Source organism: Streptomyces sp. NPDC096079 (assembly GCF_040303145.1).
Classification (GTDB): Bacteria; Actinomycetota; Actinomycetes; order Streptomycetales; family Streptomycetaceae; genus Streptomyces.
Genome location: NZ_JBEOST010000002.1, coordinates 560,228 through 579,115 on the forward strand (window position 1 = coordinate 560,228; position 18,888 = coordinate 579,115).

General features: G+C 73.3%; 17 protein-coding genes. 7 read left to right on the forward strand and 10 right to left on the reverse strand.

Features of this window, described 5'->3' with window-relative positions; all coding sequences use genetic code 11:
* Positions 1 to 43: 43 nt before the first annotated feature.
* The 3 genes from ABTY59_RS06460 to ABTY59_RS06470 are packed head-to-tail and all read left to right on the forward strand — an operon-like array spanning position 44 to position 3,017.
* The gene (locus tag ABTY59_RS06460) at positions 44 to 727 is read left to right on the forward strand and encodes a response regulator (protein WP_352017753.1); all 684 of its coding nucleotides are present in this window, start codon (positions 44 to 46) and stop codon (positions 725 to 727) included.
* A gap of 8 nt (positions 728 to 735) precedes the next feature.
* Positions 736 to 2,271 carry an ATP-binding protein gene (locus ABTY59_RS06465; protein WP_502995333.1) on the forward strand — a complete coding sequence of 512 codons (1,536 nt, stop codon included), beginning with the start codon at positions 736 to 738 and terminating at the stop codon, positions 2,269 to 2,271.
* 44 nt (positions 2,272 to 2,315) lie between these two features.
* Positions 2,316 to 3,017, forward strand: a complete 702-nt coding sequence (locus ABTY59_RS06470; protein ID WP_352017754.1) for a hypothetical protein — start codon at positions 2,316 to 2,318, stop codon at positions 3,015 to 3,017.
* Between the two features lie 12 nt (positions 3,018 to 3,029).
* Here ABTY59_RS06470 and ABTY59_RS06475 read toward each other — a convergent pair whose 3' ends face one another.
* Positions 3,030 to 3,884, reverse strand: coding sequence for a serine hydrolase domain-containing protein (locus ABTY59_RS06475; RefSeq protein WP_352017755.1), 855 nt, complete (start codon positions 3,882 to 3,884; stop codon positions 3,030 to 3,032).
* A gap of 52 nt (positions 3,885 to 3,936) precedes the next feature.
* Between ABTY59_RS06475 and ABTY59_RS06480 the strand changes: the two genes are divergently transcribed.
* Positions 3,937 to 4,356: a MerR family transcriptional regulator gene (locus ABTY59_RS06480; protein WP_352017756.1), complete on the forward strand. Its 420-nt coding sequence runs from the start codon at positions 3,937 to 3,939 to the stop codon at positions 4,354 to 4,356.
* Positions 4,353 to 5,375 carry an aldo/keto reductase gene (locus ABTY59_RS06485; protein ID WP_352017757.1) on the forward strand — a complete coding sequence of 341 codons (1,023 nt, stop codon included), beginning with the start codon at positions 4,353 to 4,355 and terminating at the stop codon, positions 5,373 to 5,375. Before ABTY59_RS06480 ends, ABTY59_RS06485 begins: the two co-directional genes overlap by 4 nt.
* A 14-nt stretch (positions 5,376 to 5,389) precedes the next feature.
* On the opposite strand, the gene ABTY59_RS06490 is transcribed toward ABTY59_RS06485, so the two are convergent.
* The 7 genes from ABTY59_RS06490 to ABTY59_RS06520 form a co-directional block, all read right to left on the reverse strand.
* Positions 5,390 to 6,586, reverse strand: coding sequence for an acyltransferase family protein (locus ABTY59_RS06490; protein ID WP_352017758.1), 1,197 nt, complete (start codon positions 6,584 to 6,586; stop codon positions 5,390 to 5,392).
* Positions 6,583 to 7,563: an alpha/beta hydrolase gene (locus ABTY59_RS06495; RefSeq protein ID WP_352017759.1), complete on the reverse strand. Its 981-nt coding sequence runs from the start codon at positions 7,561 to 7,563 to the stop codon at positions 6,583 to 6,585. The genes ABTY59_RS06490 and ABTY59_RS06495 overlap by 4 nt, the downstream gene beginning before the upstream one ends.
* A gap of 224 nt (positions 7,564 to 7,787) precedes the next feature.
* The gene (locus ABTY59_RS06500) at positions 7,788 to 8,471 is read right to left on the reverse strand and encodes a response regulator (RefSeq protein WP_352017760.1); all 684 of its coding nucleotides are present in this window, start codon (positions 8,469 to 8,471) and stop codon (positions 7,788 to 7,790) included.
* Positions 8,468 to 9,796 (reverse strand): sensor histidine kinase, encoded by a 1,329-nt coding sequence (locus ABTY59_RS06505; RefSeq protein WP_403533338.1) that lies wholly within the window; start codon positions 9,794 to 9,796, stop codon positions 8,468 to 8,470. Before ABTY59_RS06505 ends, ABTY59_RS06500 begins: the two co-directional genes overlap by 4 nt.
* A 104-nt stretch (positions 9,797 to 9,900) precedes the next feature.
* The gene (locus ABTY59_RS06510; protein ID WP_352017762.1) at positions 9,901 to 10,854 is read right to left on the reverse strand and encodes a DUF4429 domain-containing protein; all 954 of its coding nucleotides are present in this window, start codon (positions 10,852 to 10,854) and stop codon (positions 9,901 to 9,903) included.
* Positions 10,855 to 10,928: 74 nt separating this feature from the next.
* Positions 10,929 to 12,140 (reverse strand): alpha/beta hydrolase, encoded by a 1,212-nt coding sequence (locus ABTY59_RS06515; RefSeq protein WP_352017763.1) that lies wholly within the window; start codon positions 12,138 to 12,140, stop codon positions 10,929 to 10,931.
* Between the two features lie 35 nt (positions 12,141 to 12,175).
* Positions 12,176 to 12,835, reverse strand: a complete 660-nt coding sequence (locus ABTY59_RS06520) for a TetR family transcriptional regulator (RefSeq protein WP_352017764.1) — start codon at positions 12,833 to 12,835, stop codon at positions 12,176 to 12,178.
* Positions 12,836 to 12,952: 117 nt separating this feature from the next.
* On the opposite strand from ABTY59_RS06520, the gene ABTY59_RS06525 reads away from it, so the two are divergent.
* Together ABTY59_RS06525 and ABTY59_RS06530 are read left to right on the forward strand one after the other, a co-directional pair.
* Positions 12,953 to 14,575: an MFS transporter gene (locus ABTY59_RS06525; protein WP_352017765.1), complete on the forward strand. Its 1,623-nt coding sequence runs from the start codon at positions 12,953 to 12,955 to the stop codon at positions 14,573 to 14,575.
* A 131-nt stretch (positions 14,576 to 14,706) separates the two neighbouring features.
* Complete coding sequence (locus ABTY59_RS06530; RefSeq protein ID WP_352017766.1) at positions 14,707 to 15,177, forward strand: peptidase inhibitor family I36 protein; 471 nt, start codon at positions 14,707 to 14,709, stop codon at positions 15,175 to 15,177.
* On the opposite strand, the gene ABTY59_RS06535 is transcribed toward ABTY59_RS06530, so the two are convergent.
* Entirely contained in the window at positions 15,158 to 15,937 is a 780-nt protein-coding gene (locus tag ABTY59_RS06535) for a potassium channel family protein (protein ID WP_469535645.1), read from the reverse strand. The two genes, ABTY59_RS06530 and ABTY59_RS06535, sit on opposite strands and share 20 nt — an antisense overlap.
* Before the next feature lie 209 nt (positions 15,938 to 16,146).
* A complete protein-coding gene (gene aceE / locus ABTY59_RS06540) occupies positions 16,147 to 18,879 on the reverse strand; it encodes a pyruvate dehydrogenase (acetyl-transferring), homodimeric type (protein WP_352017768.1) in 2,733 nt (910 codons plus the stop codon).
* Positions 18,880 to 18,888 lie beyond the last annotated feature (9 nt).

Here is an 18,888-nt window from a genome sequence, read left to right on the forward strand (position 1 = left end):
CCCCCCTCCGGGGCCCCTTCTCGACCTTGGGATACTCCACGACATGCCCCGCGTGCTCCTGATAGAAGACGACCCCTCCGTCCGCGAGGGCGTCGAGCTCGGCCTCCGCCGTCGCGGGCACGACGTGCGCACCGCGCCCACCGGCGAGGCGGGGCTCGCCGCGCTCGGCGAGTTCCGGCCCGACCTGCTGCTCCTCGACCTGATGCTGCCCGGCATGAACGGCGTCCAGGTCTGCCGCCGGGTCCGGGAGAGCAGCCAGCTGCCGATCATCATGCTCACCGCGCGCGGTGACGACTTCGACGTCGTCGTCGGCCTGGAGGCCGGCGCCGACGACTACATCGTCAAGCCCGCCCGCACCGAGGTCATCGAGGCCCGGATCCGGGCCGTGCTGCGGCGCATCGAGGAGCCCGGCAACGGCCGGTCCGCCGTCGAGTTCCACGGGGAGCTCGCCATCGACCGGGCCGGCCTGACCGTCGCCAAGTCGGGCGAGCGCGTCGCCCTCGCCCCCTCCGAACTGAAGCTGCTGCTGCACCTGACGGCCGCCCCCGAGCAGGTCTTCAGCCGCCAGCAGCTGCTCGAACACGTCTGGGAGCACAGCTACCACGGGGACGCCCGGCTGGTGGACGCCTGTGTCCGCAGGCTGCGGAACAAGATCGAGGACACGCCGGGCGAACCCCGGTACATCCAGACCCTGCGGGGCTTCGGCTACCGCTTCGGCCCGCTGTGAAGGCCTGCGTGAGCCCGGAGCCCCACCCCCGGGAGCCCGAGGCCGGGACCGCGCCGCGCCCGGGGAAGCGCGGGGCGACCGAGACCGCGCCCGCAGGACGCCCCCGCCGCCCCCGCCTGCACCCCTTCGGTCTGCGCACCCGTCTCGTCCTCGCGTTCCTCCTCGTCGCGGCCGTCGGCTGCGGCACCACCGCCGCGCTCACCTACCGCGCCGCCCGCAACGCCATCCTGGAGCAGACCCAGGACACCGCCGTGTCCGCCTTCCGGGACCAGATCGACCCGCTCGTCATCAACCTGCCCGTCGACACGCGCATCCTGCGCGACTCGCTCCTGAACATCGCCCGCCAGGGCAAACCCCGCCCCTGGCGGGTCTACGCCGAGTACGGCACGATCCGTGTCTCCTCCACGGACCGCCCCACCTCGTCCGTCATCACCCCCGAGCTGCGGGCCCGCGCCCAGGCCCGGCCGGCCACCCCGCACGGCAGCTTCCAGCGGGTCGTGAAGAACGGCACCCCGTACCTGACGATCGCCGTCCCCGCCGTCTTCCGGACGCACGCCAGCAGGGGGACGGCACAGCCCACCGGCCTCGTCTTCTACGCGGTCATGGAGCTCGACGAGGAGGAGGCGAACATCGAGGCCATGGTCAGCGCCGCCCGCGACGGCGCGCTCCCGGCCCTGGCCGTGGCCCTGATCCCCGCGCTCATCGCCTCGCGCGGTGTGCTCCGGCCCGTACGGGAACTGCGGCGCGCCGCCCACAGCATGGGCCGGGGACGGCTCGACACCCGCATCCACGCCAAGGGCAGCGACGAACTCGCCGACCTCGCGCGCACGTTCAACGAGTCCGCCGCCGAGCTGGAACGCTCCGTCGCGGAGCTCCGCAGCGCCGAGGCCCGGGCCCGCCGCTTCGCCTCCGACGTCTCGCACGAGCTGCGCACCCCGCTCGCCGGGATGCTCGCGGTCACCGAGGTCCTCGACGAGGACGCCGGGAGCCTCGACAGCGACACCGCGCGCGCCGTCCGGCTCATCAGCGCCGAGACCGGGAAGCTCGCCGTGCTCGTCGAGGACCTGATGGAGATCTCCCGCTTCGACGCCCGCGCCGCCGAGCTCCACACCGACGAGGTCGACGCCGCCGACTGCGTCCGCAAGACCCTCCAGCACCGGCACTGGACCGATCCCGCCCAGGTCGTCCCGTACCTTGGGGAGGGGATCAGGGCCCGGCTCGATCCGCGCCGTTTCGACGTGGTCGTCGCCAACCTCGTCGGCAACGCGCTGCGGCACGGGGCGGCGCCGGTGACGGTCAGGCTGTACGCGGAGGGGGACGAGCTGGTGACGGAGGTCGCCGACCGGGGTCCGGGCATCCACCCGGACGTCCTGCCGCACGTCTTCGACCGCTTCTACAAGGCCGACCAGGCCAGGACCCGCTCGGCCGGCAGCGGCCTCGGCCTGGCGATCACCCTGGAGAACGTCCGCCTGCACGGCGGCACCGTCCGGGCCGCCAACCATCCCGCGGGCGGCGCCGTCTTCACCGTACGGATGCCGCTGTGAAAGGCCGCACGGAGGCGGCCGGGACACGCCGTACGGCCACCGCCGTGACACGCCGTACGGCCACCGCCGTGACGCGCCGTGCGGAGGCCGCCGTGACGCGCCGTGCGGCCGCCGCTCCGAGGGGCCGTGCGGCCGCCGCTCCGAGACGTCGTGCCGTCGCCGCGGCCCTCCTCGGCATGGTGTCGCTCGCCGCCTGCGGCATACAGGAGAGCGACGTCGTCGAAGCCGGAGGCGCCGCGACCGTCGCCGTCTACCCGGCCCCCGAGTTCCGCATGGTGCTCTACTTCCTGGGGCCCGACGGCCGACCGGCCCCGGTGGTCCGAGAGGTCGGCCAGCCGTTCTCCGACACGGGTTTCCCCTCGGGCACCCTGGAGTCGTCCGCCGACCGGAAGGCCCGGGGCTCGGGCTCCGGGCAGGAGGCCGTCGGGAACGGCACCCGGATCGTCACGGACAAGGTGCTCGCCGCCCTCCTCGCGGGCCCGGCCCGCGCCGACACCGCGGCCGGCCTGACCACGGCCCTGCCGGCGGTCGGAGGCATCACGCCGCACACCGAGGAGACCGGCCGGACCGCCGAGGGCCGCCGCGTCCTGCGGGTCCGCGCCCCGTTCTCCGTCACCAACCTGCCGGAGGCCGCCGTCCAGCAGCTGGTGTGCACGACCGCCTACGCGGAGGACGGCGGCGGCATGGTCGACGTGAGCCTCATGGGCTCCGACGGCACGCTCCCGGCGACCCGCTGCGACGGCTGAGCGGCCCTCCGGTCAGCGTGTCCGCAGGTCCGCGAGCACCGCGTCCGTGAACGGCGGCCAGGCCTCGACCGCCCACGGCCCGAAGGGCCGGTCGGTGAGCGCCACGCACGCGGCCCCCGTGGCGTTCCCGCCCGCCCACCGTGCGTCCGGGTCGATCCACAGGAACGTTCCGGCCTGACCGAAGTGTCCGAAGGTGCGCGGCGAGGAGCCCGCACCGGTCCAGTGCGGGGACTTGCCGTCACGGATCTCGAAGCCGAGCCCCCAGTCGTTCGGCCGCTGGTGCCCGTAGCCGGGCAGGATGCCGGTCAGACCCGGGTACGCGACGGTCATCGCGTCCAGGACGGTCCGCGCGTCGAGCAGCCGCGGCGCCTGCACCTCGGCGGCGAACCGCACGAGATCGTCCACGGTCGACACGCCGTCCTTCGCGGGCGACCCCTCCAGGGTCGTCGACGTCATGCCGAGGGGCTCCAGGACGGCCTGGTGCAGATACTCGGCGAACGGGATGTCGGTGGCCTTCGCGACGTGGTCGCCGAGCGCCTCGAAGCCGGTGTTCGAGTAGATCCTGCGGGTGCCCGGCGCGGCCATGACCCGGTTCTCGTCGAAGGCGAGCCCCGAGGTGTGGGCGAGCAGATGGCGGACGGTCGCACCCTCGGGCCCGGCCGGCTCGTCGAGGTCGATCGCCCCCTCCTCGTACGCCACGAGGACCGCGTACGCCGCGAGCGGCTTGGTGACGGAGGCGAGCGCGAAACGCCGTCCGGTGGGGCCGTGGGACCCGGCCACGGTGCCGTCCGCGCGGACGACGGCGGCGGCCGCGGTGGGGACGGGCCAGTTCTCGATCGACGCCAGGCTCGGCAGGGTGCTCTGCATGGGGCCGAGCCTACTTGCTTCGAGTGCACTCCAACGTTTTAGCGTGGGACCCATGAGCGTGATCGAGAGCGTCGAGAGCACGGCCAGGCCCGCCGGGAAGGACCGCTACACCATCAGCGAGGTCGCCGCGCTGACCGGACTCACCGCCCACACCCTGCGCTGGTACGAGCGGATCGGCCTGATGCCGCACGTCGACCGGTCGCACACCGGGCAGCGCCGCTTCACCGAGCGGGACCTGGGCTGGCTGGCCTTCGTCGGCAAGCTGCGGCTGACCGGGATGCCGGTCGCCGACATGGTCAGGTACGCGGAGATGGTGCGCGAGGGCGACCACACGCGGGACGCCCGGCGGGAACTCCTGGAGGCCACCCGGCGTGACGTCCTCACCAGGATCACCGAGCTCCAGGACACGCTCGCCGTGCTCGACATCAAGATCGGCCATTACGGGACCGCATGCGGAGGAGCGTCTTCATGACCAGCCAGACCAGGATCGACACCGTACGCCTCGGCCAGGACGGACCGGAGGTCGGCGTCCAGGGCTTCGGCGCCATGGGCATCAGCGAGTTCTACGGGGACACCGACGAGGCCGCCGCCCGCGACACCCTCGACGCCGCCCTGGAGGCGGGCGTCACCCTCGTCGACACCGCCGACGTCTACGGCAGCGGCGCCAACGAGGAGTTCCTCGCGCCCTTCCTCGCCGCCCACCGCGACGAGGTCACCCTCGCCACGAAGTTCGCCATCGAGCGCCGCGCCGACGACCCGGCCTACCGGGCCGTCCGCAACGACCCGGCGTACATCAAGAAGGCCGCGGAGGACAGCCTGCGCCGCCTCGGCATCGAGACCATCGACCTCTACTACATGCACCGCCGCGACCCGGGGATCCCCTTCGCCGAGTCCGTCGGCGCCATGGCCGAGCTCGTCCAGGAGGGCAAGGTCCGCCACCTGGGCCTGAGCGAGGTCACCGGGCCCGAACTGCGCGAGGCCCACGCCGTGCACCCGATCACCGCGCTCCAGTCGGAGTGGTCCCTCTTCTCCCGGGACGTGGAGCGCAGCGCCGTCGGCGCCGCCGCCGAGCTGGGCGTGACCTTCGTGCCGTACTCGCCGCTCGGCCGGGGCTTCCTGACCGGTGCGTTCGCGGACGCGGCCAAGGACCTGTCGGGCGGCGACTTCCGCCAGTACCAGCCCCGGTTCACCGGCGAGAACGCCGAGCGGAACGCCGCCCTCCTCGACCCGGTCCGGAAGATCGCCGCCGCCCACGGCGCGACTCCGGCGCAGATCGCCCTGGCCTGGGTGCAGCAGCGCGCCGCCGTCCACGGCCTGACGGTCGTCCCCATCCCCGGCACCCGCAAGCGCTCCCGCCTCCTGGAGAACGCGGCCGCCACCCGCATCACCCTCACCGGCGCCGAACTCGCCGAACTGGAGCCGATCGCCGGCCTGGTCGCGGGCGACCGCTACCCGGACATGAGCTCCACGTCGGCGGCCCGCGAGGCGTAGGACCCGGCCGGCGCTCACGCCAGTCCCAGGGCGAAGACCGCGAAGCCCGCCGCCAGGAGACCCGCCAGGGTGCGGCGGGCGGGGCCGGTCCTCTCCCACGGGGACTCGAAGACGCGCGCGTACCGGCCGATCAGCACCAGGAGTCCGGCGAAGACCGGCATCCAGGCCAGGCGGGCCAGGATCCAGCCGACCGAGTCGGGGGCGCCGACCAGGCCCACGACCTCGCCTGCGTACGAGGCGGGGATCGCGGCGGTCAGCATCGCCGTCTGGTGCCAGCACAGGATCGTCATCGCGGACAGGTTGATCACGACGACCGGCGCCCACAGCGCAGGCCGCTTCAGGAACCGGCCGAGCCGGTCCCGCAGCAGGATCGCCGCACCGCTCTGCGCGGCCGCGAGGGCGAGGACGAGCAGCGACGGCGGGTGCGAGTTGGTGCGGGCCTCGCCGGGGACGCCGACCATCGACGCCGGGTAGCCGAAGGCGAGGAGCAGCGCCGCGAAGAGCGCGGCGCCGCCGAGCAGCAGCCCCCACGCGTGGCGCCGGGTCACCCGGCCCTCGCCCCACGAGACGCCGAGCTGGTACGCGAACAGCCAGCCGGGCAGGATGTTCAGCAGGCTCAGCCAGGACGGCACGGCGTCGGCGTACGGCCCGTACCGCAGGAAGTCGACGACGGCGACCGACCCGAGCAGCGGCGCCGCGGCCCACACCCCGAGGCGACGGGCCGCCCGCACGCACACCGGGGTCAGCGCGGTGACCACCGTGTACACCCCGACGAACCACAGCGGCTGGATCACCAGCGTGGACGCCGTCCGCAGCGTGTCCACGGGCACCCCGAGCCCGAAGTGCAGCACCGGAAGCAGCGCCGCCCACACCGCGGTGACCCCGAGCACCGGACGCCCGAGCCGGGCGAGCCGTCCCCCGAGCCACGCGCGCGTGGAGCCCTTGCGGCGCCGGTACGACAGGACCGACGCGTAGCCGCCGACCAGGAAGAAGATCCCCAGCATCTGAAGGACCCAGCTGACGGGCGCGAGCCCCGCGAAGCTGCCGAGCGGACTGGCGTTGTGGATCGCGCCGTCGGAGGAGAGCGTGAACCCGCCGAGCAGCCAGTGCCCGGTCGGCACGGCGAGCAGCGCGAGGGCGCGGAGTCCGTCGATCGCCCGGTCGCGGTGCGCGGGGGTGGAGGACTCGATCTTCGCGACGAGCGTCTTCATCGGACGTCCCCCTCGGCGATCGCGGCGAACGCGCGCAGGGACGAGGTGCCGGGCGCGAAGTAGCCGCCGTGCCCCGCGGCGTCCTCGGCGGGGATCCGGCGGGCCCCGAAGGCCGGTTCGGAGGGGTCGGCGCCGTGCCCGAGCCCCGCGAAGGCGACGTTCGGGACCCGGTCGATCCAGTCGGTGGGATCCTTCGCCGCCCAGACCCGGGCGGACGTCCCGAGCTCGGAGACGTTCTCCGCGCGCATCCCGGGGGAGCCGAAGACCACCAGGTCCTTGGCCTTCAGCCCGTGGGCGGCGAGACCGCAGACCACGGAGCCGTAACTGTGGCAGAACAGCGACGGCTCGGCCGCGCCGACCGCGGCGAGCCCGTCCGTGAACCGGGTGAGCCGCTCCGCACCGGCCTCGGCCAGACGGCCCGTGGCCGCGTCCAGACCGACGCCCACGGGGGTCGTGTACCCGGCCCAGGCGACGACCGCCGTACGACCGCCGGTCGCCCCGCGCAGCTCCGCCGCCATGTCCGCGAGCGGCTTGACGTGCCCCGCGTCGACATCCGAGCCGGGCACGATCACGGCCACGTGCTCGGCCCGCGCCAGATCCCCGTAGACCAGGGCCACCTGCCCACGGCCGCGCGGGTCGTGGGCGAGGACCCGCGCCCCGCCGAACTCCCCCCGCGTGGCGCGGGCGTTGGCCTCGTACCGCAGCTCCAGGGGCGCCCCGTCGAGGTTCCCGACGACCGTCGGGTGGGCCGTCGCCAGCTCCCGCTGCCGTACGGGGCTCAGCCCGGCGAAGAAGCGCGCGACCTCGGCCGGCCCCATCCGCTCCGGGTCCGGCAGCCCCGCCGCCCGCCACGCCCCGGTCCCGACGGGGGCCCCGGTCACGGCCTCCTGACTGCTCCCGGACGCCCAGCCCGCCGTGCCGGCGATCACACCGGTCACCACCGCGGCGGTGATCAGGGTCCTCGTGAAGCGGCGCATCGGCCCGCCCTCCCTCGTTCTCGTCGTTGGCGAGAGGAAGGTAGGAAGACGAAGGGTGACGCCACGTCACACCGGGGAGCCAACTCCCGTCTGATACCCCGGTAGGGGGCGGAGGACCGGCCGGCACCCGTCCGGGGGTGGGGTTTTCCCCCGGGGGCAGGCACGAGTCCCCGGGGGTGACCAGGGGATTTGCGGGGGGTGCGAGTTCCCGGGGGTGCGTGCGGCTAGCGCGTGTCCCCGGGCGTGACCAGGCCCGACTCGTACGCGAAGACCACGGCCTGCGCCCGGTCGCGCAGGTCCAGCTTGGCGAGGACACGGCCGATGTGGGTCTTCACGGTCTGCTCGGCGAGGACCAGGCTGTCGGCGATCTCCTGGTTGGACAGGCCCCGGGCGATCAGTTCCAGGACCTCCGTCTCGCGCGGGGTGAGCCCGTTCAGGCGCAGAGCCGTGGTGTCCCGCCGGGGCGCCGGGCGGGAGGCCGCGAAGTCGGCGATGAGGCGGCGCGTCACGGACGGGGCGAGCAGCGCCTCGCCCGCCGCCACCACCCGTACCGCCGCGATGAGATCGGCCGGCGGCGCGTCCTTGAGGAGGAAGCCGGACGCGCCCGCGCGCAGCGCCTCGTACACGTAGTCGTCGACGTCGAAGGTGGTCAGCATCAGCACCTTCGGCCGGTGCGTGACCCCGACCGGCGGGTGCAGGATCTCCCGGGCGGCGGCGAGCCCGTCCAGCTCCGGCATCCGCACGTCCATCAGGACCACGTCCGGATGCGTCGAGCGCGCCACGTCGACGCCCTGCCGCCCGTCCGGCGCCTCGCCGACCACGTCGATGTCGGGCTGCGCGGCGAGCAGCGCGGCGAAACCGGCCCGCACCATGGCCTGGTCGTCGACGATGATCACGCGGATGGTCACTCGGTGTCCTTCGTACGCAGGGGGAGCCGGGCCGCGACCCGGAAGCCGCCGTCCGGCAGCGGCCCGGTGTCCAGGGAGCCGCCGGTCAACCGTACGCGCTCCCGCATGCCGACCAGCCCGTGCCCGGTGCCGGGGGCGCCCCGCTCGACGGCGGAACGCTCCTCCAGGGACGGACCGTTGACGACCAGGACGGTCAGCCAGCCGTCCTCGGCCCGTACGGAGACACGGGTCACGGCCCCGGGCGCGTGCCGCACCACGTTCGCCAGGGCCTCCTGCACGATCCGGTACGCGGACAGGTCCACGGCCTGCGGAACCTCCCCGAGGTCGGCGGCGAGCCGCAGTTCGGCCGGCACGCCCGCGCGTACGGTCGCCTCGACGAGCTGCTGGACCCGGTCGAGTCCCGGCTGCGGGGCCCGCTCGCCCTCGCTGCCGTCACTGCGGAGCACGGAGAGCAGCCGGCGCATCTCGGTCAGCGACTCCCGGGCGCTCGCCGCGATGGACGTGAACTCCTCCCGGGCCGCGTCCGGGAGTTCGGGGATGCGGTACGGCGCCGAGTCCGCCTGCACCGTGATCACGGACATGTGGTGCGCCACGACGTCGTGCAGCTCCCGTGCGATCCTGGCCCGCTCCTCCAGGAGGGTGCGGCGGGCCCGCTCGGCCTCGTTGATGGTCTCCTGCTCGGCGAGCCGCCGCTGCGCGTCGCCGCGGGCGCGGGCGGCCGAGGTGAGCAGCAGCAGGACGCCGCTGAGGACGAGCAGCAGCGCGTGCAGGCTGGTCAGCCCGGCGGGCTTGAAGGCCTCCAGGACGAATCCCGCCACGCCGGTGGCCAGCCACACCCCGAACAGCGCCCGGCGGGACTCGCGCAGTCCGAGGGCGACCATCAGGGCGCAGTAGCCGATGACGACCGGCGGGGTCCACGGCCACAGCTCCGCCCGGGGGCCGTCCGAGCCGAGGATCACGAGGGCGCCGACGACATCGGCGGTGAAGACGACCCACCAGGCCTGGAGGGGGCGGGTGACGGCGAGGAGGAGCGGCGCGGCCTGGGCGGTGCCGAGGGCGCCCGCGAGGGCGCCGTTGACGCCGTAGTCGTTGACGAGGAGCAGGACGGTGGAGGGGAGGAGCGCGGCGCTGAACGCGAGGGCGACGGTGTACGGCAGCAGCCGCACCCACCGGCCCGAGGCGCCCGCGAGGAGCGGGGCCCCCGGCGTGGTGGGGGTCGTGAGCGCGGACCCGAGCCCCTGGAACGCCTCGCGGACCTGGGCCCCGAGACGACGGGCGGCGGACGGGGGAGCGGCGGGCGGCTGGGGCCGCGATGCGGTAACCATGACGACCTCAGGGTAGGCAGCCCGCCCCCGCCGAAACGTCATACCGGGGAGTCAGGTCCGCCCTGATACCGGGGTATGACCCCGCCGCCCCGCACGGGGAGGCCTCACAGCTCCGCCAGGAGCTCCGCCTTCTTCGCCGAGAACTCCGCGTCCGTCACGAGCCCCGCCCGGTGCAGCTCCCCCAGATGCCGAATCCTTTCGGCCACCACCCCGGGGTCGCCCGCCCCCGCGACGGCCACGGGTACGGGCACGGGCGCCCGGTCCTGGCCCCGGATCGCCGCGAGGACCGACGCGGCGAACGTCAGGGACTCGTACACGGGCCCGTAGCGTCCGAAGACGACGCACGCCGGGTCCTGGTCGGGCCGTTCGGCCCGGGGCCCGCCGCCGCGGGGCACCAGCCGCAGGTACCCGTCGACGCCGTCCGGTGACCGCCATTCGACCCCGCAGAGGTCCCGTACGGGGAAGACCTGGTCGCCGGCCTTCCACTTCTCCGAGGTCGCGCCGGTCCAGGACCAGCGGAACGCGACCTCCGAGGTCCCGTCGAAGCTGGCCTTCCCGTCGTACGCCTTGAAGGACTGCGGTCCCGCCGGGGGCGCGACGAGGAACCGTTCGGCGGGCGCGACGCCCTCGTCGCCCCCGTCCGGCACGGACGCGCCGTACGCCTCGTACGCCTCGTACGCCTCGTACGCCCCGTACCCGGCGGCCCCCGCGGTCGCCGGGCGCGACGCGAGAAGCGCCCGCAGCTCGTCCCGGTAGTGCTCGGCGAGCGTCTCGCGGTCCGCCGGGAGCACCAGGCGGTACGGATCGCTGCCCTCCTTGAGCTGCCCCGCGGCCGCCTCCATCAGCGGATCGGCGCCGGGCCGGGGCACGGCGTGGAGCACGACGGTGCCCCGCTTCCCGGGCGTGAGCGTCACCGACGTCAGCGCCTCGTGCGGTACTCGTCTCTCACGCAGCGCGTGGAAGAGCTTCGGCGTGCGGATCCCCCGATCGAAACGGATGACGAGGGCGTCGCTCTCGAGCTCCCAGGTGGCATGAATTCCGGCCAGCACATCACCCATACGCCTCATCGTAAGCGGCGCGTGCCTTTGCGTCGCCCCTGTGAAAGGTCCCGAAATTGCGTGATCTACGCGCGTCAGAGCCCTTCCGTGCCGGATATTCCGTCGTGGCAAGCGCTGTCGGCACGTGCGCAGACCGTCTGCGGGTACGCCCCGACGCCTATCGCGGCGAAGTTGACGAGGCTCTCCGTCCCCGGCTCGAAATAGCCGCTGTGGCCGATCGCCCCGCGCGCGGAGAGCAGCCGTGCGCCGAACTCGGGCGCGACCGGGTCGGCGCCGTGGCCGAGCCCGCCCACCTCCAGGTGCGGGACGTCCGCGATCCAGTCGTCGGCGTCCCGCATGGCCCACACGCGCGCGGGGCTGCGGAGTTCGGCGGCGCGCTCGACCCGCATCCCGGGGCTCCCGGCGACGGCCACGTCGGTCACCCGGGCGGGCAGCCGGGGCGCGGCGACCCCGCAGAGCACGGAGCCGTAGCTGTGGCAGAAGAGCGCCACGCGCGCGTGCGGCGGCAGGGATTCGGCGAGACCCACCAGGCGTACGGCCCCCTCCTCGGCCAGCCGGCCGGTGACCGCGTCGACGCCGAGCCCGGCGGGCGAGGTGTAGTCGGCCCAGGCGATCACCGCCACGCGCGCGCGTGGCGCGGCCCGCCGCTCGGCCGCGTAGAGGGCCTCGGCCATGCCGGCGGGGGCGCCGTACCGGCCGTGGCTCTTCTGGAAGGTGAGCAGGTTGGTGTCGACGCCGGGCACGATCACGGAGACGTTCCGGGCGTGCTCCAGGTCTCCGAGGACCTCGGCGGCCCGCCCCGTACCGGTCGGGTCGAAGGCGAGGACCTGACGGCCGGGCCGCAGCAGGGAGGCGAAGCGGTCGATCCGGCGCCGGGCCTCGTGGCGGCCCTCGGGGGAGAGCCGGGTGTCGTCGACCCTGCTCCGCTCGGCGGCGTACGCGCGCGTGAGCGTGATCCGGTTGGCGCGGTAGCGCAGGGCGACCGGGGCGCCGTTGAGGTTGCCGACGACGAGCGGGTGCCGGGCGGCGAGCCGGGCGGCACCGGCCTGGCCGAGTCCGGAGAAGAACGCGGCGACGGTACCGGCCGGGGCACCGGGGTCGGGCAGCGGCCGGTGGCCGATCCTGTCCCGGGCCCAGGCGGCGAGCGCGGCCTCACGGGACGGCCACGGCACGGGCCGGTGCCGGATCGTGGTCCACCCGGTGGTGGCGAGGAGCACGAACACGACGGCGAGCGCGAGGAGCGCGCGCGTGGCGACGAGCGCGGGCGAGGTGTCGACGGAGGTCATAGGGCGGCCACCCTACGGGGCCGAGATGACGAGGCTTACCGGGCGGTGCCCGGCCCTCCCCCTGAGCGGTCCCGCCAGTGCGGTGCCAGCGCCGGTCCGAGGTGGTCGAGATGGGCCTCGGTGAGCGCGCGGATGGCCTCCAGGCTCTGGTCCGTGCCCCGGCCCCACATCTGGCCGGTCACCCGCATCACCCCGCTGAACGCCGCGACCGCGATCCGGGGGCGGGGGTCCTCGTCGACGTCGAGGCCCTCGCGCGCGGCGATGATCCGCGCGATGGTCTCCTCCATCTCGGTGGAGCGGCGCAGATGGACGGCGAGCAGCGCGGGCGTCGACTCGATCATCCGGTAGGTGCGCAGGTACAGCTCGACGGGGACGACCTCCGCGATGGCCTCGCCGATGGTGTCCCAGGCGCTCAGGACGGCGTTGCGCATCGCGTCGAGGGGGGCCTCCTCCGGCGGGCGCTGCCCGAGGGCGTGCACGAAGCGCTCCTCGACCATGTGCTGGACCGCGAAGGCGACCTCTTCCTTGGAGGAGAAGTACCGGAAGAAGGTGCGCTGCGAGACCTCCACGGCGTCGACGATCTCGTCGACGGTGGTCCGCTCGTAGCCGTGGTCGGTGAACAGCTCAAGGGCCACCCGGGTCAAGGCGTCGCGCGTGCGTTGCTTCTTCCGCTCGCGCAGTCCGGGCACGGTCACGTGGAGGTCCTCTTTTCCGGCATTTCGTCCTGCTCAGCGTACCTGTGAGCTACGTGACAGTTACCGACGCGTGAATCGCTTTGTCAATTGTCAGTGACTGTCATTAGCCTCGTTCGCATGACTAGTCAGACCACCGTGGAAAAGGCCCCGCAGGGTCAGGGGGACGCCCGGGAACCCGTACCGGTCCCGGCGAAAGGACTGCGCGGCCACCCGTGGTTGACGCTCTTCAGCGTCGCCGTCGGCGTGATGATGGTCGCGCTCGACGGCACGATCGTCGCCATCGCCAACCCGGCCATCAAGGAGGACCTCGGCGCCACCCTCGCCCAGGTCCAGTGGATCACCAACGGCTATCTGCTCGCGCTCGCCGTCGCCCTGATCACCGCCGGCAAGCTCGGTGACCGCTTCGGCCACCGGCAGACCTTCCTCATCGGCATCGCCGGCTTCGCCGCCGCCTCCGGCGCGATCGGCCTGTCCCACTCCATCGGGGCCGTGATCGCCTTCCGCGTCCTGCAGGGCCTCTTCGGCGCCCTGCTGATGCCGGCCGCGCTCGGACTGCTGCGCGCCACCTTCCCCGCCGAGAAGCTGAACATGGCCATCGGCATCTGGGGCATGGTCATCGGCGCCTCCACGGCGGGCGGCCCGATCCTCGGCGGCTTCCTCGTGGAGCACGTCAACTGGCAGTCCGTCTTCTTCATCAACGTGCCGGTCGGCGCGCTCGCGCTCGTGCTCGGCCTGGTCATCCTCAAGGACCACCGCGCCGAGAACGCGCCGCGGTCCTTCGACGTCCTCGGGATCCTGCTGCTCTCCGGCGCCATGGCCCTGCTCGTCTGGAGCCTCATCAAGGCCGGCGAGTCCTGGGGCTGGTCCAGCGGCAACACCTGGGGCTGCCTGCTCGGCGCGGTGCTCCTGTTCGCGGTCTTCGCCTTCTGGGAGACCAAGGTCAAGGAGCCGCTCATCCCGCTGGCCATGTTCCGCTCCGTTCCGCTCTCGGCCGGTGTGGTGCTGATGGTCCTGATGGCCTTCGCCTTCATGGGCGGCCTCTTCTTCGTGACCTTCTACCTCCAGGGCGTGAAGGGGCTCGGCCCGGTCGACGCCGGCCTCCACCTGCTGCCGCTGACCGCCATGATGATCGTCTCCTCGCCGCTGGCCGGCGCGCTCATCACCAGGTTCGGGCCGCGCGTGCCGCTCGTCGGCGGCATGGTCTGCACGGCCGTCGCGATGTTCGGCATGATCACGCTCACCGCCGGCACCGGCACCCTCGCCATGTCCCTCTGGTTCGCCCTGCTCGGCCTGGGCCTCGCCCCGGTCATGGTCGGCGCGACCGAGGTCATCGTCGGCAACGCGCCGCTCGAACTCTCCGGTGTGGCGGGCGGTCTGCAGCAGGCCGCCATGCAGGTCGGCGGCGCGCTCGGCACGGCGGTGCTCGGCGCCGTCATGTCCTCCAAGGTCTCCGACGCCTTCGCGGGGAACTGGAAGGAGGCCGGCATCCCGGTCCCGGCCGACCCGCGCCTTGAGCAGGCCGCCGAGTTCGGCATGGCCCCGCCGGAGCTGGCGCAGGCTCCGGGCATGACCCCCGGTCTCCTCCAGCAGATCACCGGCGTCATCCACGACACCTTCCTCGACGGGATGGGCCTCGCCTTCACCGTCGCCGGCGGCGTGGCCGTCGTGGCGGCCCTGGTCGCCACGCTCACCAAGCGCGGCGAGAACGCGGAGGCCGGCGGCATGGGCGGTCACATCTGACGCCAGGTCCTCGGGGTTCCCGTAGGGGGCCGTCACCCGTTCGCGTGAACGGGGGCGGCCCCCCTTCCGTCGGCGGGGGACCTCCGTCATGCTCGTGATTACAGAGAGTGACGAAACGGGGGTTCATCAGCATGTATACGAAGACCGCGCTCATGCTCGCGGCCGTCCTGGCCGCCTTCCTGGCCGTCCCACCGGCCCAGGCGACCGAGCGGGCCGCGCCGTCCGAGCGGGCCGCGCCGTCCGAGCGGGCCGCAGCGTCCGAGCGGACCCAGCCGTCCGAGGCCGCCGCCCGCCCGGCCCCGGCCTCCCCTCCGACCACGCTCGGGGCCTGCGGGCCCGGCCGGCTCTGTCTCTGGCCCAAGCCCGACTTCAAGGGCCGCCCGTGGACGCACGAGCTGGCCACCACCGACATCGACAGCTGCGTCCCGCTGCCGCCGGGCGCCTCCGCCCAGTCCCTCGCGAACCGCACCGGGCGGCCCGTCACGACCTACCAGTCGGCCGAGTGCGGAGAGGCGGGGGAGTTCGAGACGTACCCGGGGCGGGGGACCTGGGTGCCGCAGACGGCCTACGAGGTCAGAGCGTTCAAGCTCTGGGAGCGGTAGGCGAGGGGACCTCGCGCGGCTCGTTCGGTCCCGGCGGGGCCGAGAGCCGGGCCACCTCGGCGCGCAGCTCCCGGACCTCCAGGGTGAGCGCCTCCAGCAGCTCCGTCTGCCGGCGCTCCACCGCGTCGTCGCGGTCGAAGCGCGCGATGAACCAGGCCGCGATGTTGGCCGTGACGACACCGAGCAGGGCGATGCCCGAGAGCATCAGGCCCACGGCGAGGACCCGGCCGAGCCCGGTGGTCGGGGCGTGGTCGCCGTAGCCGACGGTGGTCATCGTGGTGAACGACCACCAGACCGCGTCCCCGAGCGTCTTGATGTTGCCGTTCGGGGCGTCCCGCTCCACGTGCAGGACGGCCAGCGAGCCGAACATCATCAGCCCGACCACCGCGCCCGCCACATAGGTGGTGAGCGTTATCTGCGGGGCCATCCGGGCCCGCCGGCCCACGAGGAGGAGCGTGGAGACGACCCGCAGCAGCCGCAGCGGCTGCACCATCGGCAGTATCACGGCGAGCAGGTCCAGCGGATGGCCCCGCACGAAGCGCCAACGCTCGGGGGCAAGCCCGAGACGGACCAGATAGTCGAGCGCGAAGGCGCCCCAGACGACCCACTCGACATGGGTGCACAGCCGGTGCACCCACGGCTCGGCGCCGGGGGCCACGATCGGCACCGCGTAGGCGAGGCCGAACGCGACCGCGAGCACCAGGAGCGGTGTCTGGGTGCGCTCTTCCCAGCGCAGCTTCTTGACGGGCATGACCGGCATCGTAAGGAATGCCGAAGGGCGGCGGGACCGGGTCCCACCGCCCTCACCAGCCCGAACGGCCTACGGCCGGGCGGCGGCCGTCAGCCGCGGCCCGCGCCCGCCGCCGCAGACGTCACCCGCCCGCGCCTCAGGCGTCGCGCCCGCGCCTCAGGCGTCGCGCCCGCGCCTCAGGCGTCGCCGCCCGCGCCTCAGGCGTCGCCGCCCGTGCCTCAGGCGTCGCCGCCCGCGGCGCCCGGGTCGGCGGCCGTCACGTCGAGGAGCTGGTAGCGGTCCACGGCCTGCTTCAGGGCCGAGCGCTCGACCTTGCCCTCGCGGGCGAGCTCCGTCAGGACCGCCAGCACGATCGACTGCGCGTCGATGTGGAAGTACCGGCGGGCCGCACCACGGGTGTCCGCGAAGCCGAAGCCGTCCGCGCCCAGCGAGGTGTAGGAGCCCGGCACCCAGCGGGAGATCTGGTCCGGCACCGCCCGCATCCAGTCCGAGACCGCGACGAACGGGCCCCCGGCGCCCTGGAGCTTGCGCGTCACGTACGGGACGCGCTGCTCCTCGTCCGGGTGGAGCAGGTTGTGCTCCTCGACGGCCACGGCCTCCCGGCGCAGCTCGGTCCAGGAGGTCGCGGACCAGACGTCGGCCCGGACGTTCCACTCCTCGGCGAGGATCCGCTGCGCCTCGATCGCCCACGGCACGGCGACGCCCGAGGCCATGATCTGCGCCGGGATCGTGCCGGCCTCGCCGGCCCGGAAGCGGTGGATGCCCTGGAGGATGCCGTCGACGTCCACGTTCTCGGGCTCGGCCGGGTGCTGGATCGGCTCGTTGTAGACGGTCAGGTAGTAGAAGACGTCCTCGGCCTCGGGGCCGTACATCCGGCGCAGACCGTCCTTGACGATGTGCGCGATCTCGAAGCCGAACGCCGGGTCGTACGCGATGCACGCCGGGTTGGTCGAGGCGAGGAGGTGCGAGTGGCCGTCGGCGTGCTGGAGGCCCTCGCCGGTCAGCGTCGTGCGGCCGGCGGTGGCGCCCAGCACGAAGCCGCGCGCCAGCTGGTCGGCCATCTGCCAGAACTGGTCGCCGGTCCGCTGGAAGCCGAACATCGAGTAGAAGACGTACACCGGGATCAGCGGCTCGCCGTGCGTGGCGTACGCGGAGCCGGCGGCGATCAGCGAGGCCGTGCAGCCCGCCTCGGAGATGCCGTCGTGCAGCATCTGGCCGGTCGGCGACTCCTTGTAGGCGAGGAGGAGTTCGCGGTCCACCGCCTCGTACTGCTGGCCCAGCGGGTTGTAGATCTTGGCGCTCGGGAAGAACGCGTCCATGCCGAAGGTGCGGTACTCGTCGGGGGCGATCAGCACGAAGCGCTTGCCGATCTCCTTGTCCCGCATGAGGTCCTTCAGGATGCGGACGAAGGCCATCGTGGTGGCGATCGACTGCTGCCCCGAGCCCTTCTTGGCGGCCGCGTAGGCCTTGTCGTCGGGGAGGACCAGCGGCTTCGCCCGCACGACCCGGGTCGGGACGTACCCGCCCAGCGCCTTGCGGCGGTCGTGCATGTACTGGATCTCCTCGGAGTCCCGGCCCGGGTGGTAGTACGGCGGCAGGCCGTCCTCCAGCTGGCGGTCCGTCACCGGGATGTGCAGCCGGTCGCGGAAGCGCTTGAGGTCGTCGACCGTCAGCTTCTTCATCTGGTGGGTCGCGTTGCGGCCCTCGAAGTTCGGGCCGAGCGTCCAGCCCTTGACGGTCTGCGCGAGGATCACGGTCGGCTGGCCGGCGTGCGCCTTCGCCGCCGCGTAGGCCGCGTAGATCTTCTTGTGGTCGTGACCGCCGCGGCCGAGGTGCAGCACCTGCTGGTCCGACATGCCCTCGACCATGGCCCGCAGCCGGTGGTCGTCGCCGAAGAAGTGGTCCCGGATGTAGCCGCCGGTCTCCGTGGCGTACGTCTGGAACTGGCCGTCCGGGGTGGTGTTCAGCTTGTTGACGAGGATGCCGTCGCGGTCCTGCGCGAGCAGCGGGTCCCAGGAGCGGTCCCAGATCAGCTTGATGACGTTCCAGCCGTTGCCCCGGAAGATCGACTCCAGCTCCTGGATGATCTTGCCGTTGCCGCGGACCGGTCCGTCGAGGCGCTGGAGGTTGCAGTTGACGACGAAGGTGAGGTTGTCCAGGCCCTCACGGGCGGCGATGGACAGCTGGCCGAGCGACTCGACCTCGTCCATCTCGCCGTCGCCGAGGAACGCCCAGACGTGGGACTTGGAGGTGTCGGCGATGCCGCGCGCCTCCATGTACCGGTTCATCCGCGCCTGGTAGATCGCGCCGAGCGGGCCGAGGCCCATCGACACGGTCGGGAACTCCCAGAAGTCCGGCATCAGCCGCGGGTGCGGGTACGAGGACAGGCCGTCAGGGAACTTGGACCGTTCCTGGCGGAAGGCGTCGAGCTGCGTCGCGTTCAGCCGGTCGAGGAGGTAGGCGCGGGCGTAGATGCCCGGGGAGGCGTGGCCCTGGAAGAAGATCTGGTCGCCGCCGTCGCCCTCGTCCTTGCCGCGGAAGAAGTGGTTGAAGCCGACGTCGTACAGCGAGGCGGAGGAGGCGAAGGTCGCGATGTGACCGCCGACGCCGATGCCCGGGCGCTGGGCGCGCGAGACCATCACGGCCGCGTTCCACCGGGTGGCGTTGAGGACCTTGCGCTCGATCTCCTCGTTGCCGGGGAAGAACGGCTCGTCCCTGGTGGCGATGGTGTTGACGTAGTCCGTGCTGCGCATCTCGGGGACGGCCACGCGCTTCTCGCGGGCCCGCTCGATCAGGCGGAGCATGAGGTAGCGGGCCCGCTCACGGCCCCGCTCGTCGACGGCCGCGTCCAGGGAGTCGAGCCATTCCTGGGTCTCTTCCGGGTCGAAATCCGGGACCTGGCTGGGAAGGCCGCCAATGATGATCGGGTTGCGATCGGATCCGGGAGCCACGCTCTTCCT

Bases quoted from the DNA above. Each gene is read 5' to 3' on its own strand.
- ABTY59_RS06510 (WP_352017762.1), bottom strand. From the start codon at position 10,854: ATGGGTGATGTGCTGGCCGGAATTCATGCCACCTGGGAGCTCGAGAGC.
- ABTY59_RS06460 (WP_352017753.1), top strand. From the start codon at position 44: ATGCCCCGCGTGCTCCTGATAGAAGACGACCCCTCCGTCCGCGAGGGC.
- ABTY59_RS06525 (WP_352017765.1), top strand. From the start codon at position 12,953: ATGACTAGTCAGACCACCGTGGAAAAGGCCCCGCAGGGTCAGGGGGAC.
- ABTY59_RS06515 (WP_352017763.1), bottom strand. From the start codon at position 12,140: ATGACCTCCGTCGACACCTCGCCCGCGCTCGTCGCCACGCGCGCGCTC.
- ABTY59_RS06535 (WP_469535645.1), bottom strand. From the start codon at position 15,937: ATGCCGGTCATGCCCGTCAAGAAGCTGCGCTGGGAAGAGCGCACCCAG.
- ABTY59_RS06495 (WP_352017759.1), bottom strand. From the start codon at position 7,563: ATGCGCCGCTTCACGAGGACCCTGATCACCGCCGCGGTGGTGACCGGT.
- ABTY59_RS06480 (WP_352017756.1), top strand. From the start codon at position 3,937: ATGAGCGTGATCGAGAGCGTCGAGAGCACGGCCAGGCCCGCCGGGAAG.
- ABTY59_RS06475 (WP_352017755.1), bottom strand. From the start codon at position 3,884: ATGCAGAGCACCCTGCCGAGCCTGGCGTCGATCGAGAACTGGCCCGTC.
- ABTY59_RS06505 (WP_403533338.1), bottom strand. From the start codon at position 9,796: ATGGTTACCGCATCGCGGCCCCAGCCGCCCGCCGCTCCCCCGTCCGCC.
- ABTY59_RS06490 (WP_352017758.1), bottom strand. From the start codon at position 6,586: ATGAAGACGCTCGTCGCGAAGATCGAGTCCTCCACCCCCGCGCACCGC.
- ABTY59_RS06485 (WP_352017757.1), top strand. From the start codon at position 4,353: ATGACCAGCCAGACCAGGATCGACACCGTACGCCTCGGCCAGGACGGA.
- ABTY59_RS06530 (WP_352017766.1), top strand. From the start codon at position 14,707: ATGTATACGAAGACCGCGCTCATGCTCGCGGCCGTCCTGGCCGCCTTC.